This is a genomic window from Rhodococcus sp. JCM 9793, assembly GCF_055380405.1.
This window is the reverse complement of the sequence record NZ_AP043721.1, coordinates 3,753,070-3,776,826: the sequence shown is the minus strand read 5'-3', so window position 1 is coordinate 3,776,826 and position 23,757 is coordinate 3,753,070. Positions and strand designations below refer to the sequence as shown.

General features: G+C 66.7%; 21 protein-coding genes. 14 read left to right on the top strand and 7 right to left on the bottom strand.

The features are described 5' to 3' along the window. Window positions 1–17: 17 nt before the first annotated feature. Both ku and ACZ46K_RS19525 read right to left on the bottom strand, forming a co-directional pair. On the bottom strand, window positions 18–977 hold the full coding sequence (gene ku, locus ACZ46K_RS19530) for a non-homologous end joining protein Ku (RefSeq protein WP_054807029.1): 960 nt from the start codon (window positions 975–977) through the stop codon (window positions 18–20). A 116-nt stretch (window positions 978–1,093) separates the two neighbouring features. After that, on the bottom strand, window positions 1,094–2,248 hold the full coding sequence (locus ACZ46K_RS19525) for a lycopene cyclase family protein (protein WP_464744240.1): 1,155 nt from the start codon (window positions 2,246–2,248) through the stop codon (window positions 1,094–1,096). Window positions 2,249–2,413: 165 nt separating this feature from the next. On the opposite strand from ACZ46K_RS19525, the gene ACZ46K_RS19520 reads away from it, so the two are divergent. Together ACZ46K_RS19520 and ACZ46K_RS19515 are read left to right on the top strand one after the other, a co-directional pair. Further along, window positions 2,414–4,045 (top strand): ABC-F family ATP-binding cassette domain-containing protein, encoded by a 1,632-nt coding sequence (locus ACZ46K_RS19520; protein ID WP_464744238.1) that lies wholly within the window; start codon window positions 2,414–2,416, stop codon window positions 4,043–4,045. A gap of 139 nt (window positions 4,046–4,184) precedes the next feature. Then, window positions 4,185–4,439 (top strand): helix-turn-helix domain-containing protein, encoded by a 255-nt coding sequence (locus tag ACZ46K_RS19515; RefSeq protein WP_464744236.1) that lies wholly within the window; start codon window positions 4,185–4,187, stop codon window positions 4,437–4,439. Window positions 4,440–4,471: 32 nt separating this feature from the next. Here ACZ46K_RS19515 and ACZ46K_RS19510 read toward each other — a convergent pair whose 3' ends face one another. Then, entirely contained in the window at window positions 4,472–5,038 is a 567-nt protein-coding gene (locus ACZ46K_RS19510) for a TetR/AcrR family transcriptional regulator (RefSeq protein ID WP_054807356.1), read from the bottom strand. A gap of 132 nt (window positions 5,039–5,170) precedes the next feature. Then, on the bottom strand, window positions 5,171–7,972 hold the full coding sequence (acnA, locus tag ACZ46K_RS19505) for an aconitate hydratase AcnA (RefSeq protein ID WP_054810636.1): 2,802 nt from the start codon (window positions 7,970–7,972) through the stop codon (window positions 5,171–5,173). 334 nt (window positions 7,973–8,306) lie between these two features. Here acnA and ACZ46K_RS19500 point away from each other — a divergent pair, with 334 nt between their 5' ends. The 8 genes from ACZ46K_RS19500 (at window position 8,307) to ACZ46K_RS19465 (ending at window position 17,022) form a co-directional block, all read left to right on the top strand. Further along, the gene (locus tag ACZ46K_RS19500) at window positions 8,307–8,900 is read left to right on the top strand and encodes an Rv1476 family membrane protein (protein ID WP_054810634.1); all 594 of its coding nucleotides are present in this window, start codon (window positions 8,307–8,309) and stop codon (window positions 8,898–8,900) included. 446 nt (window positions 8,901–9,346) lie between these two features. Beyond that, the gene (locus tag ACZ46K_RS19495; protein WP_464744234.1) at window positions 9,347–10,963 is read left to right on the top strand and encodes an NlpC/P60 family protein; all 1,617 of its coding nucleotides are present in this window, start codon (window positions 9,347–9,349) and stop codon (window positions 10,961–10,963) included. Window positions 10,964–11,075: 112 nt separating this feature from the next. Further along, window positions 11,076–12,338 carry an AAA family ATPase gene (locus ACZ46K_RS19490; protein ID WP_464744232.1) on the top strand — a complete coding sequence of 421 codons (1,263 nt, stop codon included), beginning with the start codon at window positions 11,076–11,078 and terminating at the stop codon, window positions 12,336–12,338. Continuing rightward, entirely contained in the window at window positions 12,335–13,285 is a 951-nt protein-coding gene (locus tag ACZ46K_RS19485) for a DUF58 domain-containing protein (RefSeq protein ID WP_054807046.1), read from the top strand. The genes ACZ46K_RS19490 and ACZ46K_RS19485 overlap by 4 nt, the downstream gene beginning before the upstream one ends. Further along, window positions 13,282–14,262 carry a VWA domain-containing protein gene (locus ACZ46K_RS19480; RefSeq protein WP_054807045.1) on the top strand — a complete coding sequence of 327 codons (981 nt, stop codon included), beginning with the start codon at window positions 13,282–13,284 and terminating at the stop codon, window positions 14,260–14,262. The genes ACZ46K_RS19485 and ACZ46K_RS19480 overlap by 4 nt, the downstream gene beginning before the upstream one ends. Before the next feature lie 64 nt (window positions 14,263–14,326). Then, the gene (fabG1, locus tag ACZ46K_RS19475; RefSeq protein WP_054807044.1) at window positions 14,327–15,073 is read left to right on the top strand and encodes a 3-oxoacyl-ACP reductase FabG1; all 747 of its coding nucleotides are present in this window, start codon (window positions 14,327–14,329) and stop codon (window positions 15,071–15,073) included. Between the two features lie 51 nt (window positions 15,074–15,124). Further along, window positions 15,125–15,931 (top strand): NADH-dependent enoyl-ACP reductase InhA, encoded by an 807-nt coding sequence (gene inhA / locus ACZ46K_RS19470; RefSeq protein WP_464744230.1) that lies wholly within the window; start codon window positions 15,125–15,127, stop codon window positions 15,929–15,931. A 17-nt stretch (window positions 15,932–15,948) separates the two neighbouring features. Next, entirely contained in the window at window positions 15,949–17,022 is a 1,074-nt protein-coding gene (locus tag ACZ46K_RS19465) for a ferrochelatase (RefSeq protein WP_464744228.1), read from the top strand. Window positions 17,023–17,030: 8 nt separating this feature from the next. Here the strand turns inward: ACZ46K_RS19465 and ACZ46K_RS19460 are convergent, their stop codons facing one another. Beyond that, complete coding sequence (locus tag ACZ46K_RS19460; RefSeq protein WP_054810464.1) at window positions 17,031–17,702, bottom strand: winged helix-turn-helix transcriptional regulator; 672 nt, start codon at window positions 17,700–17,702, stop codon at window positions 17,031–17,033. Window positions 17,703–17,854: 152 nt separating this feature from the next. Between ACZ46K_RS19460 and ACZ46K_RS19455 the strand changes: the two genes are divergently transcribed. Then, window positions 17,855–18,685 (top strand): class I SAM-dependent methyltransferase, encoded by an 831-nt coding sequence (locus ACZ46K_RS19455; protein WP_054807043.1) that lies wholly within the window; start codon window positions 17,855–17,857, stop codon window positions 18,683–18,685. 16 nt (window positions 18,686–18,701) lie between these two features. Here ACZ46K_RS19455 and ACZ46K_RS19450 read toward each other — a convergent pair whose 3' ends face one another. Both ACZ46K_RS19450 and ACZ46K_RS19445 read right to left on the bottom strand, forming a co-directional pair. Continuing rightward, complete coding sequence (locus ACZ46K_RS19450; RefSeq protein WP_464744225.1) at window positions 18,702–20,093, bottom strand: family 43 glycosylhydrolase; 1,392 nt, start codon at window positions 20,091–20,093, stop codon at window positions 18,702–18,704. A gap of 127 nt (window positions 20,094–20,220) precedes the next feature. Then, entirely contained in the window at window positions 20,221–21,048 is an 828-nt protein-coding gene (locus tag ACZ46K_RS19445) for a hypothetical protein (protein WP_464744223.1), read from the bottom strand. A 116-nt stretch (window positions 21,049–21,164) separates the two neighbouring features. On the opposite strand from ACZ46K_RS19445, the gene ACZ46K_RS19440 reads away from it, so the two are divergent. The 3 genes from ACZ46K_RS19440 (at window position 21,165) to ACZ46K_RS19430 (ending at window position 23,704) form a co-directional block, all read left to right on the top strand. Continuing rightward, entirely contained in the window at window positions 21,165–21,983 is an 819-nt protein-coding gene (locus tag ACZ46K_RS19440) for a DUF3097 domain-containing protein (RefSeq protein ID WP_464749407.1), read from the top strand. A 68-nt stretch (window positions 21,984–22,051) separates the two neighbouring features. After that, entirely contained in the window at window positions 22,052–22,483 is a 432-nt protein-coding gene (locus ACZ46K_RS19435) for an NfeD family protein (protein WP_464744221.1), read from the top strand. After that, the gene (locus ACZ46K_RS19430; RefSeq protein ID WP_054807654.1) at window positions 22,484–23,704 is read left to right on the top strand and encodes an SPFH domain-containing protein; all 1,221 of its coding nucleotides are present in this window, start codon (window positions 22,484–22,486) and stop codon (window positions 23,702–23,704) included. It begins immediately after the preceding gene. The last annotated feature ends 53 nt before the right edge of the window (window positions 23,705–23,757 follow it).

Here is a 23,757-nt window from a genome sequence, read left to right as displayed (position 1 = left end):
GCCGGGGTCTGCTCGCCCTAGGCGCGCTTGCGCGTATCGCGCCTCTTCGCGGTGCTCTCGGACGCCGGAGTCTTCTTCGGTGCCGCCTTCTTTGCAGAGGTCTTCTTCGCGGCGGCTTTCGCAGGTGCCTTCCGTCCGGCCGGCTTCGCCGAGGACTTCTTCGTGTCGGAGCCCCGTTCGCCGGTGCCCTGTGTCCCACCTGCAGCTTCGACACTGCGCTGGAGTGCGGCCACCAGGTCGAGGACCTCGGCGTCCTCACCTTCGGTCGACGCTTCGGCGACCTGGAAGACCTTCTCGCCCCCGCGTTCGATCGCGTCGTCGAGCAGCGCGCGTAGTTCCATCTGATATTCGTCGGTGAACTCGGCAGGGTCGAAGTCCTCCGACATCGATTCGACGAGGGTCTCGGCCATCGCGAGTTCCTTGTCGGTCGGTGCCGCCACGTCGTCGAGCGCACCGAAGTCGGCGGCACGCACCTCGTCCGGCCACAACAGGGCCTGCAGGACGAGGATGCCGCCGGTGGTGCGCAAGGCGGCGAGCCGGGTGCGTTGACGCAGAGTGAAATGCACGAGCGCGGTGCGATCACTACGTTCGAGTGTCGCCGCGAGCAGTGCGTATGCCTTCGGGGAGGCCGAATCCGGCTCGAGATAGTACGACTTCTCGAGCAGAATCGGATCGATCTGTTCGGTGGGGACGAATTGCAGGACCGGGATTTCGTGTTTTTCGGCGGCGGGCAGCTTCTCGAAATCGTCGTCGGTGAGCACGACGCGCACACCCTCGTCGGATTCGTAGGCCTTGTCGATGTCCTGGAACGGGATGATCTCGCCGCATTCGCTGCACACACGCTGGTACTTGATCCGGCCGCCGTCGGCGGCGTGGACCTGATGAAACCTGATGTCGTGGCTTTCCGTGGCCGAGTACACCTTCACTGGTACGTTCACGAGCCCGAACGCGATTGCACCCTTCCAGATCGATCGCATGGTTCCATCATGATCGACGCGGGCCCGGGACGCTGCGCTTCACCGGATCCGTTGCCTTCTGAATCGCGGCACGTGCCGGCTCGGGCGGCTTCACACGCCTTGTGGAACACATTCGATCATGGGTGTTCACGTCTGCTCACAGTATGTCGAGTAGTTCGTAACCCCTGCAGGATCGACCACCGCACACCCGAGGGAGCGGCGCCGAACACCCGGCGCATCCCGTCCAGGGTTCCCACGACGTCGGTCCTTCCCGACAGGTAGGCGCGTTGCCGCGCGATCGGTAGGTCGAAGAACGCGGCGAAGAACTCGGGAACCTCCGGCGGGCGCAGGCCGAGCAGCACCCGCAGCCCGATGGTCCGTAGCGTCGCGACAGTGCGCGCAGACCTCGGCCACAGCAGCCGGTAGGGATCCGACCCCGACCGGATCGCCGATGCCAGCGGATCCGCTGCTGCGAGCGCTGCGGCGACCGCGTAACCCGTCGCCGGGTGCATCAGCCCGCCGCAGGCACCGAACCCGAGCACACCGTCGTGCCGTCGCGGACCGCCTTCGACCGAGAACCGAACCCGCTCCACGGGGGCGGTGGCGTCGACCTCGACGCCGCGGGCGGCCAGCCGCGTCGCGAGCCTGCGCTGCAACTCGGCGAGAGGAAGTGCGGGCCGTCCTACCAGGCACGTCTCTTCGAGAAGAACCCGTTCGTCGTCCAACGGCACGGCATACAGGAACGACGGTGTGTCCGTCGCGGTGGCGCCGTTGTCCTGCCGCCAATCCATGAACCACGCCGCATGATCCTCGAGGGCAGGCGCCGCGGTGTGCGCGTCGGTCACCACACCGAATGCCGTTTGCTGCGCGGAATCGGAGGTCGCCTGGATCCCGCGGGCATCGAAGACATGAACGGCGCGCAGTCGCTGACCGTCGTCGAGGACCACTTCACCGGGACCTACCGAGCGGACGCGGGCCCGTGTCACTGTCACCGATTCGAGCGACAGCGACTCCTGCAGCGCCGCGGTGTCGAGCACGACATAAGGACGGTCGAGGACATGGGGACGGGTGGTCCACGCACCCGGAGAGGGGACCCGGGCCGCGAGGACATTGTCCGGTAGCCACGCCGGAACTTCGTCCTCCCATGCGCCGTAGGTGGCGGTCCATGCCCGGTGCGGTGACGGGTCGACGGCACGCACCACCAGACCGGCCTGCGCGCAGCGCGCGGCCAGCGCGCGCCCGGAGGGGCCCAGGCCCGCGACCAGGACATCCGCGGTCCGTGCCGCCCTCATTGGGTCCTCGCGGTGATCATGGCGCCACAGTAAACCGCTCACGCGCCGACGTAGTGCATCTCACCTCGTGAAACAGCGCGTGGCGCGGTAAAATCAATGGTTCGTGTGCCGCATGTTCGGCATGATGACCCACACACCAGTCTCACCCATCGAGGAGCTTCACGCGTGATCACCGCCACCGACCTGGAAGTCCGCGCCGGCGCGCGGACGCTGCTCTCCTCACCGGGATCAGCGCTGCGCATCCAGGCGGGTGACCGGATCGGGTTGGTCGGGCGCAACGGCGCCGGGAAGACCACGACGCTGCGCATCCTCGCGGGGGAGGGCGAACCGTACGCGGGCACCGTGATCCGGTCGGGTGACCTCGGATACCTCCCGCAGGATCCGAAGGAAGGCGACCTCGACGTCCTCGCCAAGGACCGAGTGCTCTCCGCGCGGGGGCTCGACGAGATTCTCCGCAGCATGGAGAAGCAGCAGGCGCTGATGGCCGAAGCGGCCGACGACAAGGTCCGCGACCGGGCTGTGCGCAAGTACGGGTCGCTCGAGGAGCGGTTCTCGACCCTCGGCGGGTACGTCGCCGAGTCCGAGGCCGCCCGAATCTGCCACAGCCTAGGTCTTCCCGATCGCGTCCTCGGTCAGGCGTTGAACACCCTGTCCGGTGGCCAGCGTCGCCGCGTCGAACTGGCCCGGATCCTGTTCGCCGCTTCCGATGGATCCGGCGGCAAGTCGGACACCACCCTGCTTCTCGACGAGCCCACCAACCACCTCGACGCCGACTCGATCACCTGGTTGCGCGGTTTCCTGCAGAGCCACGAGGGCGGCCTCGTGGTCATCAGCCACGACGTGGACCTTCTCGCCGACGTGGTCAACAAAGTGTGGTTCCTCGACGCCGTGCGTGGTGAGGCCGACATCTACAACATGGGGTGGAAGAAGTACCTCGACGCCCGTGCGACAGACGAGGCGCGCCGTCGCCGCGAACGCGCCAACGCGGAGAAGAAGGCCTCGGCCCTGCAGAAGCAGGCAGCGAAGCTCGGTGCCAAGGCAACGAAGGCCACCGCCGCCCAGAACATGGCCAAGCGCGCCGAGAAACTGATCAACGACCTCGACGACGTGCGGGTGGCCGACCGGGTCGCCAAGATCCGGTTCCCCACGCCCGCGGCCTGCGGCAAGACACCGCTCATGGCGAAGGAACTGACCAAGGTGTACGGATCCCTCGAGATCTTCACCGGTGTCGATCTGGCCATCGACCGCGGCAGCCGCGTCGTGATCCTCGGACTCAACGGTGCAGGCAAGACGACGCTGCTGCGCCTGCTTGCGGGTGTCGAAACCCCCGATCTCGGCGAGCTCGAGCCCGGTCATGGTCTCAAGGTGGGCTACTTCGCGCAGGAACACGACACGATCGACGACGCGGCAACGGTGTGGGAAAACATCCGGCACGCGGCGCCCGACGCCGGAGAACAGGACCTGCGCGGTCTGCTCGGTGCGTTCATGTTCACCGGTCCGCAGCTCGATCAGCCGGCCGGTACACTGTCCGGTGGTGAGAAGACTCGTCTGGCGCTCGCCGGTCTGGTGTCGTCCGCGGCGAATGTGCTGCTGCTCGACGAACCGACCAACAACCTCGATCCGATCTCGCGTGAGCAGGTACTCGATGCATTGCGGAGCTACGAAGGCGCCGTGGTTCTGGTGACGCACGATCCGGGAGCTGCCGAGGCGCTCAATCCGGAGCGCGTCATCATGTTGCCGGACGGCACCGAGGACCATTGGTCGCAGGACTACCTCGAGCTGATCCAGCTCGCATGACAACCGGGGCCGGGAGCAAATGCTCCCGGCCCGAGGTTTCTTTCCGTCGATCCGGTCGGCGTTTCGCGATCCGCTCCGGGCGCTGCCTGCGTGAACTAGCCTGGTTGTGAGACCTTCGGCGAGGCGACGGGAGGATTCGATGGCGCGAAATCCTGACACTGGGCAGCCTTCGTATGCGAAGGGAACCAGAGTGACCGGGGAGTCCAGAGACCGGTTACAGGCCGAACTCAAGCGACGCTACGAGGCGGGCGCGAGTATTCGGACATTGGCGCAGGAAACCGGGCGCTCATACGGCTTCGTGCACAACGTGCTGGTGGAGTCGCAGGTGCGCCTGCGCGGTCGCGGCGGCCCGAACCGTCGGCGTGCGGCGCCGGCGAGCACCAGCAGCGGTTGAGAACTCTTCCACGCGTCCGGCGCTGAGTGCGGTCAGTCGCGGCGGCGGACCGACTCCTCGACGAGATCGAGGACCCGGCCGAGTTCGTCTTCGGCATGGCCTGATGCAAGTCGCGAAATAAGCCCGTCGAGGACCAGATCGAGATATGCGACGAGGACTTCGGTGGGTACGTCGTCGCGGAGTTTTCCGGCCTCACGCTGACGCTCGAGGCGACCGACGGTGGCCTCGGTCAATTCGGCCGAGTGCTGGGTCCACGCCTTCGCGAACTCGGGATCGGTGCGAAGTCTGCGCGTGATCTCCAGTCGGGTTCCGAGCCAGTTGAACTGCTCGGGGCTCGAGAGCATGTCGCGCATGACCTGGACGAGGCCCTCGTTGCTGGCGACATCCGCCATGCGTCGGGCGTCTTCTTGCGCGAGGGCCAGGAACAGCCCGTCCTTGTCTTTGAAATGGTGGAAGATTGCGCCTCGGGAGAGGCCGGTGGCGATCTCGAGGCGTCGTACGGTCGCTCCGTCGTAGCCGAAGTCGGCGAAGCAGCGTCGTGCTCCGTCGAGGATCTGGCTGCGCCGCGCGGCGAGGTGATCCTCACTGACCTTGGGCACTACCCACATCCTTCCGGAATCGGACCATGGCGGGGAACAGGACGGTCGCTGGTGGCAGAGCGGGCCCGAGACGAGAGGTGTCCCGGGCCCGCCGCTGTCGCACCGGAGTGACCGTGACGGTCACGAATCCGATCAGTTACGGATCATGTTTCGCAGCACGTACTGCAGGATGCCGCCGTTGCGGTAGTAGTCGGCTTCGCCGGGCGTGTCGATGCGGACGACCGCGTCGAACTCGACCTTCTCGCCGTTCTCCTTGGTGGCAGTGACCTTCACGGTCTTCGGGGTGACGCCGTTGTTGAGCTCGACGATGCCCTCGATGTCGAAGACCTCGGTGCCGGTCAGGCCGAGCGAACCGGCCGACTCGCCCTTCGGGAACTGCAGCGGCACAACGCCCATACCGATGAGGTTCGAGCGGTGGATACGCTCGAAGGACTCGACGATGACGGCCTTGACGCCGAGCAGGCTGGTGCCCTTGGCGGCCCAGTCACGCGACGAACCCGAGCCGTACTCCTTGCCGCCCAGGACGACCAGCGGGATGCCGGCAGCCTGGTAGTTCTGCGACGCGTCGTAGATGAACGCCTGCGGAGCGCCTTCCTGCGTGAAGTCGCGAGTGTAACCACCCGAGACGTCGTCGAGGAGCTGGTTCTTCAGACGGATGTTCGCGAACGTGCCGCGGATCATCACCTCGTGGTTACCGCGGCGCGAGCCCAAGGAGTTGTAGTCCTTGCGCTCGACACCGTTGGCGTCCAGGTACTGCGCGGCCGGGGTGCCGGGCTTGATCGGGCCGGCCGGGCTGATGTGGTCGGTGGTGACCGAGTCGCCGAGCAGCGCGAGCACGCGTGCACCCGAGATGTCGGTGACCGGAGCCGGATCCATCGTCATGCCGTCGAAGTACGGAGCCTTACGGACGTAGGTCGAGTTCTGGTCCCACTCGAAGGTGTCACCTTCGGGGGTCGAGAGGTTCTGCCAACGGCTGTCGCCGGCGAAGATCGTGGCGTAGGACTTGCGGAACATGTCCTGGCTGATCGCCGTCTTGATCGTCTCTTCGATTTCCTGCGTGGACGGCCAGATGTCCTTGAGGAAGACGGGGTTGCCCGCAGTGTCGTTGCCGAGCGAGTCGGTTTCGAAGTCGAAGTCCATGGTTCCGGCAAGACCGTAGGCAATGACGAGCGGCGGGGACGCCAGGTAGTTCATCTTGACGTCGGGGGAGATGCGACCCTCGAAGTTGCGGTTGCCCGAGAGCACTGCGGTGACCGACAGGTCGTTGTCGTTGATCGCCTTGGATACGGCTTCGGGCAGCGGCCCGGTGTTACCGATGCAGGTGGTGCAGCCGTAACCGCCGAGGTAGTAGCCGAGCTTCTCGAGGTACGGCCACAGGCCGGCCTTCTCGTAGTAGTCGGTGACGACCTGCGAACCGGGCGCCATATTGGTCTTGACCCACGGCTTGGTGCTCAGGCCCTTCTCGACGGCATTGCGTGCGAGAAGCGCGGCACCGAGCATGACGGACGGGTTGGACGTGTTGGTGCAGGACGTGATGCCGGCAACGACGACGGCACCGTGATCGAGCACGAACTCGCCGGCATCGGACTTGACGACCACCGGCTTGCTCGGACGGCCTTCTGCGCCGTTGGCAGCAGACAGAACGTCGACGGCTCCGTCGTCAGCGAAGGACAAGGCAGCCGGATCGGAGGCGGGGAAGGACTCTTCGACGGCCTCGTCGAGCTGGGTGTGCTCGGCCGGAAGGTGCTCTTCCACGTAGTTGTGGATGTCCTTGCGGAACGCAGTCTTGGAATCCGACAACAGGATCCGGTCCTGCGGGCGCTTCGGACCTGCGATCGAGGGAACAACGGTTCCAAGATCGAGCTCGATGTACTCGGAGAAGACGGGCTCTTCGTCGGGGTTGTGCCACAGACCCTGTTCCTTGGCGTACGCCTCGACGAGCGCGAGCTGCTCGTCGCTGCGGCCGGTCAGGCGCAGGTAGTCGATCGTTTCGCTGTCGATCGGGAAGATCGCTGCGGTGGAACCGAATTCGGGGCTCATGTTGCCCAGGGTTGCGCGGTTCGCGAGCGGAACCTCGGCGACACCCTTGCCGTAGAACTCGACGAACTTACCGACGACACCGTGCTGACGCAGCATCTCGGTGGCCGTCAGCACGACGTCGGTTGCGGTGACTCCGGGCTTGATCTCGCCGGAGAGTTTGAAGCCGACGACGCGGGGGATGAGCATGGAGACCGGCTGGCCGAGCATCGCGGCCTCGGCCTCGATGCCGCCGACGCCCCAGCCGAGCACGCCGAGGCCGTTGACCATGGTGGTGTGAGAGTCGGTGCCGACGCATGTGTCGGGGTAGGCCTGTCCGTTACGGGACATGACGGTCGGTGCCAGGTACTCGATGTTGACCTGGTGGACGATGCCCATTCCCGGGGGGACGACCTTGAAATCGTCGAATGCGCCCTGACCCCAACGGAGGAACTGGTAACGCTCGCCGTTGCGCTGGTATTCGAGGTCGACGTTGCGCTCGAGTGCGTCGGCCTGGCCGAAGACGTCGAGGATGACCGAGTGGTCGATGACCATGTCGGCCGGGGAAAGCGGGTTGACCTTGTTCGGGTCGCCACCGAGTGTGGTGACGGCCTCACGCATCGTCGCGAGGTCGACGATGCAGGGAACGCCGGTGAAGTCCTGCATGACCACGCGGGCGGGCGTGAACTGGATCTCGACGCTCGGCTCGGCGGACGGATCCCAGGCCGCGATCGCGCGGATGTGGTCGGCGGTGATGTTCGCGCCGTCTTCGGTACGCAGCAGGTTCTCGGCGAGGACCTTGAGGGAATAGGGCAGTTTCTCGGTGCCGGGGACCGACGACAGGCGGAAGATCTCGTACGAGTTCTCTCCGACCTGCAGCGTCCCCTTGGCGCCGAACGAATCAATACTGGTGCTCACATCAGCTCCACTCGTCGTTACGGCTCGCCGTCGACGGGGCTGTGTCGACGGCTCAAGCGAGGCTCACGACCATGTCCGGGGTTGACCGGTGCCGCGGCATCTCGTCACCAGTCTAACAGTACGCTTGTCCTACATAGACGGCGCGGGTTCGAAACCAACGTGACGGTCGGTCGCCGAAGGAGGCTCGTTTCCGATCCGGTCCGGTTCATCGCGTAATGTGCGGTGGTGCCGTGCGAGTGCGGCATACCTGCGACACCGACGGCGTCCCCGCCGCTCTCGGCTGTCGCAGCGAGTGCGGTTCGTCCGCTTCCGACCAGCACCACCGGAGAGAGAGATGTCTGCGCCACTGCTTCGTATACCCGGGCCCGCGGCCACGGACCTTCCTCCCGGAGTCACTCTCGAGACCATCCTCGCCGATCTGGTCGACGACCAGTTGTCGGTCCCTGAGAATGTCGAGAACTCGGAACTCGATCCCTCGGAGCTCGTCGAACAGGTGCAGCGTGCACAGGATCACGGTATCGACCTCAGCGTCGTCGTGGTCGAGAGCAACCCGTACATGGACTCGCAACTGCGCGACCTCGCCACCGCGGTCGGTTCCGAGGACGGCGGCACCGTCCTGGTGCTCAGTCCCGACTGGGTCGGTACGTTCAGTGATTCGCTGGACCGCGTGACGCTCGAGGCGGCACAGGACCGCACGTACACAGGCGACCCGGTGGTGTCGACGACCAACTTCGTCGACTCGTTACTCGAACCGGGGCAGCCCTGGACGTTGATGACCCTCGTGTTGATTCTGGTGGTGGCGGCCGTCGGTGGACTGACGTATCTCGCCAAGCGGCGGCGTGCGGACACCGCACCCGCTGCGGGTTCGGTGGACGCAGCGGGTTCTACGGGCACGCAGCTCACGCCCGGAGGCGCCGGCTCTTCCTGATCTCGTTACTCGGATTCTGAGCCCTTCATTCGATCAACGCCGATTCTTCGGCTTCGGCGACAACCCGGTCACGCCTGTGGTCCGGGGAGTCGCCGACATTCTCTTGTGAGTGACCTGGGCTTTCCGGATGAATATCTGTGACTGTCGTGCGGGAGGTGCGTGCTGTGTCGTACGGTTCACGTGGCGCTCTTGGGGAAGAAGTGTCACAAACCGAGTCGCGGGACGCTGACCCGTGATCGGTACGAGACCATCAGCGATCGGCCGCGCGACCGCGGGCGATCGGTGCTGCGCGCTCTTCCCCAGGCGTCGGGGTCGACCGGTGCGATCGGTCGGCACGACCGAGGGAGAGCACAGTGCGACGGTTCGGCATCCACGGGGGGATTCCGCGACGGTCTTCGTCACCGGACCGGAACGCGTCCTCCCGAACAGGGCGGCGCGTTCCGCGGTTGGTCGCGGGACTCGGACTGATCACAACCGTGCTCGTCGGGCTCGGCTCCACGGCCGGGGCGGTGCCACCGCCACCACCGAATCCGAGTGAGGCCGAACTCGATGCCGCCGATGCTGCGGTGAGTTCCGGCGTCGACCGGATCGGCTCACTGATCGTGCAGATCGCCGGCGCCGACCAGCAGCTGGCCGAACTCGACGCGCAGGTGGCGATCAAGCGTGAAGACGTCAACCGTGCGCTCGTGGATCTGCAGTCGGCCCGCGACAACGCGGATGCAGCCGCGCACGAGGTCGTAGCCTCGGAACTGGCGCTGCAGGACGCGGGAGCCCGGATCCTGCACGCACAGGACGATTTCGACGACTTCGCACGCAGCAGCTACACGAAAGGCGTCAACGGGGCCTCTCTCGCATCCTTCTTGTCGACGGACGGACCCGACGATCTTCTCGACAGAGCCCAGGTGATGCGACTGTTGTCTTCAGGCAGGACCGCGGTGCTCGATGCACTGGAACGGGCGCGCGCGACCGAGGCCAACAGCAACTCCCGAGCCCGTGCCGCGAAGCTCGACGCCGACGCCGCGGAGGCCGCGGCCGAACAACGCCGCTCCGAGGCGGAATCTGCGATTTCGACGGCCCGTGCGGCACTCGAGACGCAGACGAGCGAGAAACAACGCATCGAGCAGGAACGCGCACAGGCCCAGGCCGCACTCGAGCAGGCTCGGACGAATGTTGCAGGACTCGAGGGACAGCGCGCTGAATACGTGGCGTGGGACGACCGTCGTCGCGCCGAGGACGCCGCCACAGCAGCGGCGGCGCAGGTCGCTGCGCAGGCCGCATCCGAAGCTGCGGTGCGGGTGGCCGCGGACGCCGCCGCGCGAGCGCGTGCTTCAGAACTCTCGAACGGGCAGCGGCCCCACACGCAGCTCGACATTCCTGCACCGACGGTGACTGCGCCGACCGACACGGAAGTAGCCGAGACCGACATCTCCGAATCCGACGGTACGGCGGTCGGCGCAGAGCCGGACGACACGGGCGGTGACACCGGAACAGACACCGACACCGGCATCGAAGAGGAAGAGGACGAGGACGTCCGTGAATGGACGAACCCCGACCCCGCCGACGAGACCGGTCCGTCGACCCCGCGCGAGTCCGGCCCCCGCTCGTCCCCGCGCACGACCCAGCGTCCGACTCTGACCGGGACGGCTGCCGTCGAAACGGTGATCGACCGAGGACTGTCACAGATCGGCGTGTCCTACGCATGGGGTGGCGGTGACGAGAACGGTCCTACCCGCGGGATCCGTGACGGTGGTGTCGCCGACAGCTACGGCGACTACAACAAGGTCGGATTCGACTGTTCCGGACTGATGATATATGCGTTCGCAGGAATCGGCGTCTCTCTACCGCACTACACCGGGTACCAGTACACCGCCGGCACCCAGGTCCCCGCGTCGGAGATGAAGCGCGGCGACATGATCTTCTACGGACCGAATGCCAGCCAGCACGTAGGCCTGTATCTCGGCGACGACACCATGCTCGAGGCGCCGCAGTCGGGTGCGCACGTGAAGATCTCGCCGGTACGCTGGGACGGCATGACACCGTATGTGGTGCGCATGGTGTCGTGACGGCAACGCGGCGCAGGTCGCGCGGGGGTGACGACATGGAAGGCCGGTACCTGCAATAGTGGTGCCGGCAGGTGATTCCAGCGGAGCGACAGGCGAAAGCGGTGGATTGTTGGTGACCTCACGCGAGGGTGGGACGTCGGGGACTGCAGGGTCGAACGACAAGAGCGAATCGACCGTCCGGAAGAGCGGCGAGCGTAACAACGCAGTGAATGCCCCGGCGGGGAACAACGCGGCAGTGAACACGACGAAGGCACAGCAGGCCTCGCCACGCAATGACCGCCCGAAACCCGACGGACGTACCCAGGACGGCCAGGGCGCGCCGACGGCGGTCGATCCTGCGCAGGACGTCCGGCTCCTCGAACGGGCGATCTACGAGGTCAAGCGGGTCATCGTCGGACAGGACCTGCTCGTCGAGCGGATGCTCGTCGGCGTCCTCGCCAGGGGCCACGTGTTGCTCGAAGGCGTGCCCGGTGTGGCCAAGACCCTCGCGGTGGAGACCTTCGCCAAGGTCGTCGGCGGTTCGTTCTCCCGCGTGCAGTTCACCCCCGACCTCGTTCCGACCGACCTGGTCGGCACCCGGATCTACCGGCAGGGTCGCGAAGAGTTCGATACCGAACTGGGCCCGGTCGTCGCGAACTTCGTCCTCGCCGACGAGATCAACCGCGCCCCCGCGAAGGTGCAGTCGGCACTGCTCGAGGTGATGGCCGAGCGGCACGTGACCATCGGTGGGAAGACCTTCCCGATGCCAGACCCGTTCCTCGTCATGGCCACCCAGAACCCGATCGAGAACGAGGGCGTCTACCCCCTTCCCGAGGCGCAGCGCGACCGTTTCCTGTTCAAGGTCCTCGTCGACTACCCGACGGTCGAGGAAGAGCGGGAGATCGTCTACCGAATGGGTGTCGCCGCACCTGAACCCAAGCAGATCCTCGGCAGCGACGAACTGGTCCGCCTGCAGGAGGTCGCGAGCCGCGTGTTCGTGCACCATGCGCTCGTCGATTACGTGGTGCGGGTGATCTTTGCAACCCGTACCCCGGCCGAAGTCGGTCTCGACGACCTGCAGGGCTGGATCGCCTACGGCGCCTCGCCCCGCGCGACGCTCGGCATCATCTCCGCTGCCCGCGCGCTGGCACTGGTGCGTGGACGCGACTACGTCATCCCGCAGGACATCATCGATGTCATCCCCGACGTGTTGCGCCACCGTCTGGTGCTGTCGTACGACGCGCTCGCCGACGACGTCTCACCGGATCACATCATCGGCCGGATCCTGCAGACCGTCGGCCTGCCTCAGGTCGCTCCGCTTGCGTCCGCGCCTCCGCAGCCGGCACGTGTCGGCGCGCCGTCCACCGGACCCGAGGCGGGTGCGGCGCCCCGGTGAGTGAACGCGCCCCCGGGTCGCCGCCGACGTTCCGTGCCGGTCAACTACGTGAACCCGAGCTCACCGCTGCGCTGCGCACGCTGGAACTGACAGTCCGGCGCCGCCTCGACGGTGTCCTGCACGGCGATCACCTCGGTCTGATCCCCGGTCCCGGATCCGAGCCCGGCGACGCCCGCGAATACCAGCCTGGTGACGACGTCCGGCAGATGGACTGGTCGGTCACCGCCCGCACCACCCACCCGCACGTACGGCAGACCGTCGCCGACCGTGAACTCGAGACCTGGCTGGCACTCGATCTGTCGGCCAGCCTCGATTTCGGCACCGGATCGTGCGAGAAACGCGATCTCGCCATCGCTGCGGTCGCCGCGATCGCCTATCTCACCGGTGGCGGCGGAAACCGTATCGGCGCGGTGGTCTCCAATGGCCGCGACTTCGCACGCATGCCGCCGCGCGGCGGACGACTGCACGCACAGTCGATGCTGCGTACGATCGCCACGACCCCGCGCCCACCGGATGGCACCCGAGGCGATCTGGGCGGGGTCATCGATTCACTTCGCCGCCCGCAACGACGCCGCGGACTCATCGTCGTCATCAGTGACTTCCTCGGCCCCATCGACTGGGAACGACCGCTCCGGGCACTGTCCGCACGGCACGACGTGCTCGCCGTCGAGGTCCTCGACCCGCGAGATCTCGAATTGCCCGACCTCGGCGATGTCGTACTGCACGACCCCGAAACCGGCCGGACCCGCGAGTTCACCACCACCCCGCAACTGCGCGCCGACTTCGCGCAGGCCGCCTCGGACCACCGCGCCGCGGTGGAACAGGCACTACGACGGTGCGGCGCACCCCGGTTGAGCCTGCGCACCGACCGCGACTGGATCGGCGACGTCGTCCGCTTCGTCGCGTCCCGCAGGCACAGTATCGGCGCGGGACAGGGGGGACGATGAGTTTCTCCGGATTCGCCTCCCCGTGGTGGCTGCTGTTCCTGGTCGTCGTCGCGGCACTCGCCGTCGGATACGTCCTCGTGCAGCGCCGCCGTCTCACCCACACCCTGCGGTTCACCAATTTCGAACTGCTCGAGAAGGTCGCACCCGACCGGCCTGGCCGTGCGCGGCACATTCCTGTCGCGCTGCTCCTCGTCGGACTCGCGCTGCTGACGGTCGCGCTGGCCGGACCTACCTCCGAGCAGAGGGTTCCCCGGAACCGCGCGACCGTCGTCCTCGCGATCGACGTGTCGTTGTCGATGGAAGCCACCGATGTCGCACCGTCCCGGTTGGCGGCGGCACAGGAAGCGGCCAAGTCGTTCGCCGACGACCTGACCCCCGGCATCAACCTCGGGCTCGTCGCGTTCTCCGGGACGGCATCGGTCCTCGTCTCACCCACCACGAACAGGGAAGCGACGAAGACCGCGATCGACCATCTCCAACTGAGCGAACGCACCGCGACCGGCGAGGCGATCTTCACCTCGCTGCAATCCATCGAAACCCTTGCCGCGGTACTCGGCGGCAGCGACCAGGCCCCACCGGCCCGCATCGTGTTGCTTTCGGACGGCAAACAGACCGTGCCCGAAAGCCCGGACGATCCCCGCGGCGGATTCACCGCGGCCCGTCAGGCAGCCGAGAAGGACATCCCGGTGTCCACCATTTCGTTCGGGACCCGATACGGCAGCGTGACGATCGAGGACGAACAGATCCCCGTCCCCGTCGACGATCCGTCGCTCGAGGAGATCGCCGAGCTGTCCGGCGGCAGTTTCTTCGCCGCGTCCAGCCTCGAAGAACTCGAAGGCGCCTACGACACGCTCGAAGAGCAGATCGGATTCGAGACCACCCGCGGCGACGCCAGCCGTCCGTGGCTCATGCTCGGTGTCTTCGCCGTCGCCGGGGGTCTGATCTCATCCATGGTGCTCCGTCAGCGACTGCCCTGACCCGAGTTGTGGCAGCCGCGGTGCATTTTCCGTACTCGATTCACTACCAGATAGGTTTGTCGGCATGACTGACGCAACCAGCGCCACACCGTCGCGGCACGTGACCACTCCCCGTTCGGTCCTCGTCACCGGAGGAAACCGGGGCATCGGCCTCGCCATTGCCCGTCGCCTCCAGGCGGACGGACACAAGGTCGCCGTCACCCACCGCGGGTCCGGTGTGCCCGAGGACCTGTTCGGCGTCGTCTGCGATGTCACCGACAGTGACTCCGTCGACCGCGCATACACCGAGGTCGAAGAACATCAGGGGCCGGTCGAGGTACTGGTCGCCAACGCAGGAATCACCGACGACACCCTGCTGATGCGCATGACCGAAGACCAGTTCACGAACGTCCTCGATGCGAACCTCACCGGCGCGTTCCGGTGTGCCAAGCGAGCCAACCGCGCGATGCTGCGGGCGCGCTGGGGACGGATGATCTTCCTCGGTTCCGTTGTCGGCATGGCCGGTCAGGCAGGACAGATCAACTACGCATCCTCGAAGGCCGGCGTCATCGGTCTGGCGCGCTCGGTGACCCGTGAGCTCGGCTCGCGGTCGATCACCGCCAACGTCGTCGCCCCCGGCTTCGTCGAGACCGACATGACCGCCGATCTGTCCGACGACATGCGCGACATGGCGAAGAAGTTCATCCCGCTGCAGCGCCTCGGCAAGCCCGAGGACATCGCCGCGGTGGTCAGCTTCCTTGCCTCCGACGACTCCGCGTACGTCTCCGGCGCGGTGATCCCCGTCGACGGCGGTATGGGCATGGGCCACTAGCAGCCCGCCAACCGGACCACAACCGAAACTCACTGGAGGATCGACACACTCATGGGCGGACTGCTCGAGGGCAAGACCATTCTCGTCACCGGCATCATCACCGATGCCTCGATTGCGTTCCACACCGCGAAGGTCGCGCAGGAACAGGGCGCGAAGGTGATCATCACCGGATTCGACCGGCTCAGGCTGATCGACCGCATCGCGCAGCGTCTGCCTCAGCCGGTACCTCCCGCGATCGAACTGGACGTGCAGAACCCCGAGCATCTCGCCGGCCTCGCCGGCAAGATCCGGGAGGTCGTACCCGAAGGTCTCGACGGCGTCGTCCACTCGATCGGTTTCGCACCGCGCTCGTGCCTGGGCAGCCCGTTTCTCGACGCGCCCTGGAATGACGTGGCCGTCGCGCTCGAGGTGTCCGCGTACTCGTACGCGGCGCTCGCCAAGGCCGTGCTCCCGGCGACGAATGACGGTGCCTCCCTCGTCGGCATGGACTTCGACCCGGCACGGGCTGTCCCGTTCTACAACTGGATGGGCGTCTCCAAAGCCACTCTCGAATCCGTCAACCGGTACGTCGCGAAGGAAGTCGGCCCGCGCGGTATCCGATCCAATCTCGTCGCGGCCGGACCCATCAAGACCCTCGCCGCCAAGGCCATCGCCGGCGACGCCACCGGTCCGGGCGCCGAGATGAACAAACTCAACGACGGCTGGTCCGCTGCGTCGCCGATCGGCTGGGACGTCGACGACCCGACTCCCGTCGCGAAGACCGTGTGCACCGTGCTGTCCGACTGGCTGCCCGGCACCACCGGTTCCATCGTCTACGTCGACGGCGGTTTTCATTCGCAGGTCGGCTTCGGCGCCTGACGGCAGGAGCATCGATCATGGTGAACACCCCCGAGGTCTACGACGCGCTGATGGTGCTGTCGTTCGGTGGGCCAGAAGGCCCCGACGACGTACGCCCGTTTCTCGAGAACGTCACCCGCGGTCGCGGTATCCCGCCGGAACGGCTCGACGACGTGGCCCAGCATTATCTGCACTTCGGGGGTGTCTCACCGATCAACGCGCTCAACCGCGCGATCATCGACGACGTCCGCGCGGAGTTCGACGCGCACGGCATCGACCTGCCGATCTACTTCGGCAATCGCAACTGGCACCCGATGATCGAGGAGACCGTCGCCACGATGCGCGACGACGGAATCCGTAACGCCCTGGTGTTCGCGACCTCCGCGTGGGGCGGGTACTCCGGGTGCCGGCAGTACCACGAGGACCTCGCGCGAGCACGCGCCGCTGTCGACGGTGCCCCGGACCTGACGAAGGTGCGCCAGTTCTACGACCATCCGCTGTTCGTCGAGGCGGTCGCCGACGCCGTCCGCGCAGCACGTACGGAACTCCAGAACGACGCGGAATCCGCGCGCCTGGTATTCACCGCGCACTCGGTTCCGACCGCCACCGATGCGACCGGCGGCCCGCCGGACGCGGGTGGCCAGCTCTACAGTCGCCAGGTCGCCGAGGCGGCGCAGCTGGTCGCACAGGCGCTCGGTATCGGCGACTACGACCTGGTATGGCAGTCCCGTTCGGGCCCGCCCCAGGTGCCGTGGCTCGAACCCGACATCGTCGATCATCTCGACGCCCTCCACGGCCGGGGTGTGGGTGCGGTGATCGTCGTGCCCGTCGGGTTCGTATCCGACCACCTCGAGGTCGTCTGGGATCTGGATACCGAAGCACGCGACCGCGCCGCCGAACTCGGAATGGGATTCGCCCGGGCGGGTACGGCCGGAACGGACCCGCGCTTCGCGTCACTGGTCCGCGAACTGGTTGGGGAGCACCTCGGAACCACGACCCCACGGCGTCTCGGGACGGAACCGCAGTTCGGCGTCGGGTGCAACGGCCGGTTGTGCGCGGTGCGGTGCTGCGAACCTCCCGCGCGACCGTCGCGACCTGCCGCTGCCGACTGAGCGGCCTGCTACCGGTGATCAGCCACGGCGAGCGGTGAGACGAACCAGGTGGGCAGAGTCCGGCGCAGTGTGGCCGCGCCTTCGACCGTCACGGCGCCGGAACGCACCGCATTCGCCCAGTTCAGTTCGCCGCGCCAGATCTCGGTGAGCTCCCGCAGCCCGGCGGTGACGGAGACCGACACCTCGAACCCGGGGTCGACGTCGCAGAGGTCGACCCCGTCGGTAGTGAGAACCATCCACCACCGCCGCGACCCACGCGGTGCGTCGGTGAATGCGAACTGCACCACCACTCGTGTGTGCCCGATCGCGGTGTGGTCGACATGGCGGTGCATGTCCCACATCAGAAGTGTCGGATCCAGGTCCTGATCGCCCAGTCGGCCGGTCCACTTCGAACCCCACGCGCCGAGTGACTCGACGACCGGTTCGAGGTCGTGGCCCGCAGGCGTGAGGACGTAACACACGTTCGATCCGTTCGCTGTCCGCTCCACGATGCCTGCGACAGTGAGTTGGTGCAGTCGTTTCGACAACAGAGTCGGAGACATCCGCGGCAGACCGCGCCGCAACTCGTTGAAATGCTCGCTCCCGAGCACCAGTTCACGCACGATCAGCAACGTCCAGCGCTCGTCGAACAGCTCCATCGCCTTCGCGACGGGGCAGAACTGGCGGTACGACGACCCCATGAACGAATGCTAGGCCTGTCCGCTGCGTCGAACCAGATCTCGCCCGCGTGAGCAGTACAGATCGTGTACTGGAGGCGTGTGCATGTTGCTTCCTACTGTCGAACTACACGCACTCGGAGATGGGTTGCGTACGTCCAGTCAGGAGCATAGACATGACCGACTCCACCACTCTCACCGCCGACCGCGAGCTCAAGGCGAAGCACCGCGCGATGTGGGCACTCGGTGACTACCCGGCTGTTGCGGACACCGTTATTCCCACCCTCGGCGCACGGCTCGTCACCGCCGGCGGCGTGCATGCCGGTGACCGGGTTCTCGACATCGCCGCGGGTTCGGGTAACGCGTCGATACCCGCTGCGCTGGCGGGCGGCATTGTCACCGCCAGTGACCTGACCCCGGAACTGTTCGAGATCGGTCGTCGCTACGCAGCCGCGGCCGGTGCGCGGCTCGACTGGACCCAGGCCGACGCGGAAGCCCTGCCCTTCGACACCGGAACCTTCGACACGGTGCTCTCGTGCGTCGGCATCATGTTCGCGCCGCATCACCAGGCAGCGGCCGACGAACTCGTGCGCGTGACACGCACGGGCGGACGGATCGGGCTGCTTGCCTGGACACCCACCGGTTTCGTCGGGGAGATGTTCGCGACGATGAAGCCGTACGCGCCGCCGCCCCCACCCGGAGCACAACCTCCACCTCTGTGGGGAGACGAGACGCACGTGCGCGCGTTGCTCGGCGATCGGGTGCGCGACGTCGACGCGTGGACGGAGACAGTGCGCGTCGACGCCTTCGCTACTGCCGCCGAGTTCCGCGACTTCTTCAAGAACAACTACGGGCCCACCGTCGCTGTCTACGCCTCGCTGGCGGACACACCGGATCGTGCTGCTGCACTCGACCGCGACCTCGACGATCTCGCCCGCCGATACGACCTCGGTGGAGGAGCGATGGAGTGGGAATACCTACTGGTCACCGCCCGACGCTCAGCGTGACCTGCCGCGGTGAATCCTACGACGACCCGGTCGGCGGTGCGGGATCCGCCACCGTCGCTTCGACGCCGTGTACGGCGCCGAACTCGTCGATGTCGGTCGGGGTGGTGCCGGCGACGGCATACAGATCGAACTGGCCACCCGAGGTGCCGGGCGGTGCGGGGAACGTCGCAGTCTCCTCGCGGATCTCGCCGGGCTGCAGGTTCACCTCGATCGGCCCGAACACTGTCTCGCCGGGACCGCCCTCTGCGGCGTCCGCGGTCACCCAGACCCGGCCGGTGTACGGCCGATCCGGTGCCGCCGTGAGTTGTACCGTCGCCGTGACCTGCTGCGACGTGAGCGGATCGAGCGCCAGAGACACCTTGACCGGCACGTCGATGTCCGGCAACTCGGGGCGGGTCGACGACGGTGAGCCGTCTCCGATCTCGGGCCAGTCGTTCGACCAGACGATCCGGTCGATCAACCCCTCACGACGCTGAGCGCCGCTGGGCAGCGTGATGTCGTACCGGGGACTCGCGTGGTAGATGATCCAGTCGTTGCCCGCGTCGTCGGCGACGATGGCGTTGTGTCCGGGACCGGCCCAGCGGTCACTGCCGGCGAGGAGCAGTGCGCCGCCGCCGTCGTCGAGATCGTCACCCTTGCGGCCGATGTACGGCCCGGTCAACGAGGTTGACCTGCCCGCGAGCACGCGATAGGCGGTGTTCCCACCGTTGCAGCAGTTCCCGGCCGAGACGAACAGATAGTAGAAGCCGTTTCGATACTCGACGAACGGCCCTTCGAAGCGGGTGTCCGCGACCTGGATCGGCGTACCGTCCGGAGCAGTACCGTCGGTGGTCAGCGGTATGGCGTGGATTCCCTTGAAGTTTCCGACGAGCATGGTGAGATTCGTGCCGTCGTCCCACACGAACGGATCGATCGTCCCTTCGATACCCACATCCTGGGCGCAGAACACAGGACGACCCAGGTCGGTCCACGGACCTGCGGGATCGGTGGCAGTGGCCAACCCGATGCACGGGTTCGCTACGTCGTAGAGCGAGTAGTAGAGGTGATACATCCCGTCGACCTCGTGGACGCTCGGTGCCCACGCATGTTTGCCGGGTGGATGCCACGCCGGGAGTTCATCGAACACGTCGCCGACGTACATCCAGTCCACGAGATCGAACGAGGTGAACATCGACATGGCGTGCATGCCGCGGCCGTTGCCCCAGTCGTCGGCGGTGGTGAACATGTAGAACGCGCCGTCGTCGTCGCGGATGACAGTGGGGTCGGCGGCGACCGGTTCGACGACGGGATTCGCGTGTCCGATCTGCGGCGCGAGTACGAAGGCCAGCAGCGATACGAGCGTGACGACCCATCTGCGCGTCGGAGAGGTTCGCAGGGAAACAGCATGGGCCGATTCGGGGAAGTGCACGTAGTCCCTCGCTGTCGCTCGAACCACCGGAACGCGACAAATGTATACGGATGTGACGAGAGTTAACTGAAGTGACGCCAGGTATAGGGGACCGTGACCGAACTGTGTTCTCCGAAGTGATGCGACGTCAGCCGCCGGTGGCAGGTCGATCTTCGGCGACCGCTCCGAGGGTCGCCGCGACAGCACCGAGGCGCGCCAGCCGTACCGCCGACCGCAGTGGTCGCAACGCTTCCTCTCGGGACGTCGCCGCAGACACCGACCCCGCCTGCAGGCCTCGGCCCCTGGCCGCGACCGCAAGGATCGCGGCGACCTGGTCGGCGGAATCGAGAATTCGTATCGTCCGTGACGGCAGAACACCCGGGTATGTGTGTCGGGCGAACTCTGCCACCTGCTCGGCGATCTCCGCCCGTGGATCAGTGCCGGCACCGTCCGTGTCGACGGTCTGGATCCCGGTCAGGGCCGCCGCGGCGCCGCGTACGGCTTCGCGCAGTGCGAATTCGGCCTCTCCGAGACCCGGTGGAGTGGCAGGCCCGGGAAGTGCTGATAGTGCGAACACATTCCAGCGCAACACATCCGGACCCTCAGTGGTCGGTACGAGCCCGAGCCCCGGTGTGCCGGGCACTCCCACCAGGACGCCCTCGCCGGCCGCGAGGGCTGCCGCCCCGAACGCGGTGCCCGGAGGCAGCCCCTGCACGTCGCCCGGCGCCGGGAGCACCAGTCGGATCCCGGAACGACCAACAGGATCGGCACGGCGGATCGCAGTGAGCAACACCGCCGCACCGTCCACCGGTCGCGTTCCGCGTAACCCTGCGGCCGCCGCGGCATCCTCGCCCTGAGGGGCCACGAGATGCATCGGTGCCCACATGTGCAGCGCGTCGATCACGTCGTCGGAGGCGGCGTGGCCGGACAACCACGAACCTGCCCACAGAGTCAGACTCAGACTGGGGGAACTCATCGGACGAGCATAAGGTCGGTCGTCGGCCGGACTCCGGTCGCGCCGCAGCATTCGGCGTGGCGCGACCGCGTTGGTGATGCTCTGTCCTAACGTGGTCGGGCGTGAGCTCACGAGACATGTACGGCGCCGACATCTATTCCGGCCACGGCCGGACCAAGAAGAAGCCGGTTCCGGAACTGGCAGCCGAAAAGAACCTCGTGGTCGAGGACGTGGCGTCCGGGTGGTGCGGTGCGGTCGTCGGGTTCGAGCGCACCTACGACGGTGATTTCGTTCGCCTCGAGGACGCCGCAGGACGCACCCGCCTGTTCGCGATGCGCCCGGCCGCGTTCCTCGTCGACGGTGCACCGGTGACCCTGACCCGCCCGAACCCACGCTCCGCAGCGGCACCGACCCGGTCGGCGTCCGGGTCGGTGCGGGTCGAGGGTCTCCGTGCCAGGGTGGCGCGTGGTAGCCGCATCTGGGTGGAGGGCGTGCACGATGCGGCGCTCGTCGAGCGCGTGTGGGGGCACGACCTGCGTGTCGAAGGTGTGGTCGTCGAGCAACTCGAGGGCCTCGACAACCTCGGAGCGCGGCTCGCCGAATTCCGCCCGGGCCCCGGACGTCGGGTCGGAGTGCTCGCCGATCACCTGGTCTCCGGGTCGAAGGAGGAAAGACTCACCCAGAATCTGGGCCCGCACGTGATGGTGACCGGGCATCCCTTCATCGATGTCTGGGAAGCGGTTCGTCCGGCCGTATTGGGGATCGATGCGTGGCCGAAGATCCCCCGTGGTCAGGACTGGAAGACCGGGGTCTGCCAAGAGTTGGGTTGGGGCTCACCGCAGGAAGGATGGCGCCGCGTATACGGCGCCGTGTCGGGATTCCGGGACCTCGAATCACCGCTGCTCGGCGCGGTGGAACGCCTGGTGGATTTCGTTACCGAGCCCGAAGGCATCTGACCACCACACGTCGAGGTCTCCTCGCAGCGCATCTGCGGGAGGTGTCCGGATTGTGCCAGGATGGGCATGTGACGGCATTGATTTGGCTCATCGCCGGTGTCGCGTTGGCCGCCGGCGAGGCATTGACCGGCGACTTCGTCCTGTTGATGTTGGGTGGAGCTGCGCTGGCGACCGCGGGTGTTGCTGCCGTCACCGATCTGCCCGTGTGGTTCGACGCCTTGGTGTTCGCGCTCGCGTCCGTCGTCCTGTTGTTGGGAGTGCGCCCGCCGCTGCGGCGTCGTTACGCGCAGCCGCCGGCCCTGACGACGGGAATCGATGCGTTGCCGGGCAAGCACGCGCTGGTACTCGAGTCGGTCGATGCACATGCGGGTCGGGTCAAGATCGACGGCGACGTCTGGACGGCGCGACCGCTGGACGAGACCGAATCGTACGAAGCCGGAACAACCGTGACCGTGATGGAGATCGACGGCGCAACCGCTGTCGTGTGGAGGGGTCCGTAGATGGAAGCATTGATCGTGCTCGCCGTACTGGTGGCACTGGTAGTGATCGTGATGATCAGGTCGGTGGCTCTGGTGCCGCAGGCCGAGGCCGCCGTGATCGAACGACTCGGCCGGTATTTCCGCACGGCGTCGGGACAGTTGACGTTCCTGGTGCCGTTCGTGGACAGGATCCGCGCGAAGGTGGATCTGCGCGAACGCGTCGTGTCGTTCCCGCCGCAGCCGGTGATCACCCAGGACAACCTGACCTTGAGCATCGACACGGTGGTGTACTTCCAGGTCACCAACCCGCAGGCAGCGGTCTACGAGATCAGCAACTACATCGCCGCCGTCGAACAGCTCACCGTGACCACGCTGCGCAATGTCGTCGGCGGTATGACGCTCGAGGAAACCTTGACATCGAGGGACTCGATCAACGGACAGCTCCGCGGAGTACTGGACGAGGCCACCGGACGGTGGGGTCTGCGGGTGGCTCGCGTCGAACTGAAGAGCATCGATCCGCCGCCGTCGATCCAGGAGTCGATGGAGAAGCAGATGAAGGCGGATCGTGAGAAGCGCGCGATGATCCTGACCGCCGAGGGGCATCGCGAATCCGCGATCAAGACCGCCGAAGGCGACAAGCAATCCCGCATTCTGTCGGCGGAAGGCGCCAAGCAGGGGGCGATCCTCGAAGCGGAGGCCGATCGGCAGTCGCGGATCCTGCGTGCGCAGGGTGACCGGGCTGCCAGCTACTTGGAGGCCCAGGGTCAGGCGAAGGCGATCGAGAAGGTGTTCGCGGCGATCAAGGCGGGCAAACCGACACCGGAACTGCTTGCCTACCAATACCTGCAGACGTTGCCGGAGATGGCGCAGGGCGACGCGAACAAGGTGTGGCTGTTGCCCAGCGATTTCGGGGATGCCCTCAAGGGGTTCGCGAAGAACCTCGGCGCCCCGGGCGACGATGGGGTGTTCCGATTCGAGCCGAGTCCGGTCGAGGAGGACCTGCAGCGCCCCGAGGACGACTCGGCGGAGGTCGAGGACTGGTTCACCACCAAGAGCGACCCGGCGGTGGCGAAGGCCGTCGCCGAAGCCGAGGCCGTCGCGCGCAAGCCTGTCGATCCGGCAGTCCCCGCTTCGGCTCCGCAGGCTCTGCCGCCGTCGCGACCTGCGCGGGGCGGATTTATGCCCACCGGCGAACCCGAGCAGGCAGCAGACCCACAACAGCAGAATCCGCCCCAGCAGTAAGGTATTTCTGCTCGTACTCGTCGCGGCCTGCACATCCGATGTGCGGGCCGCGA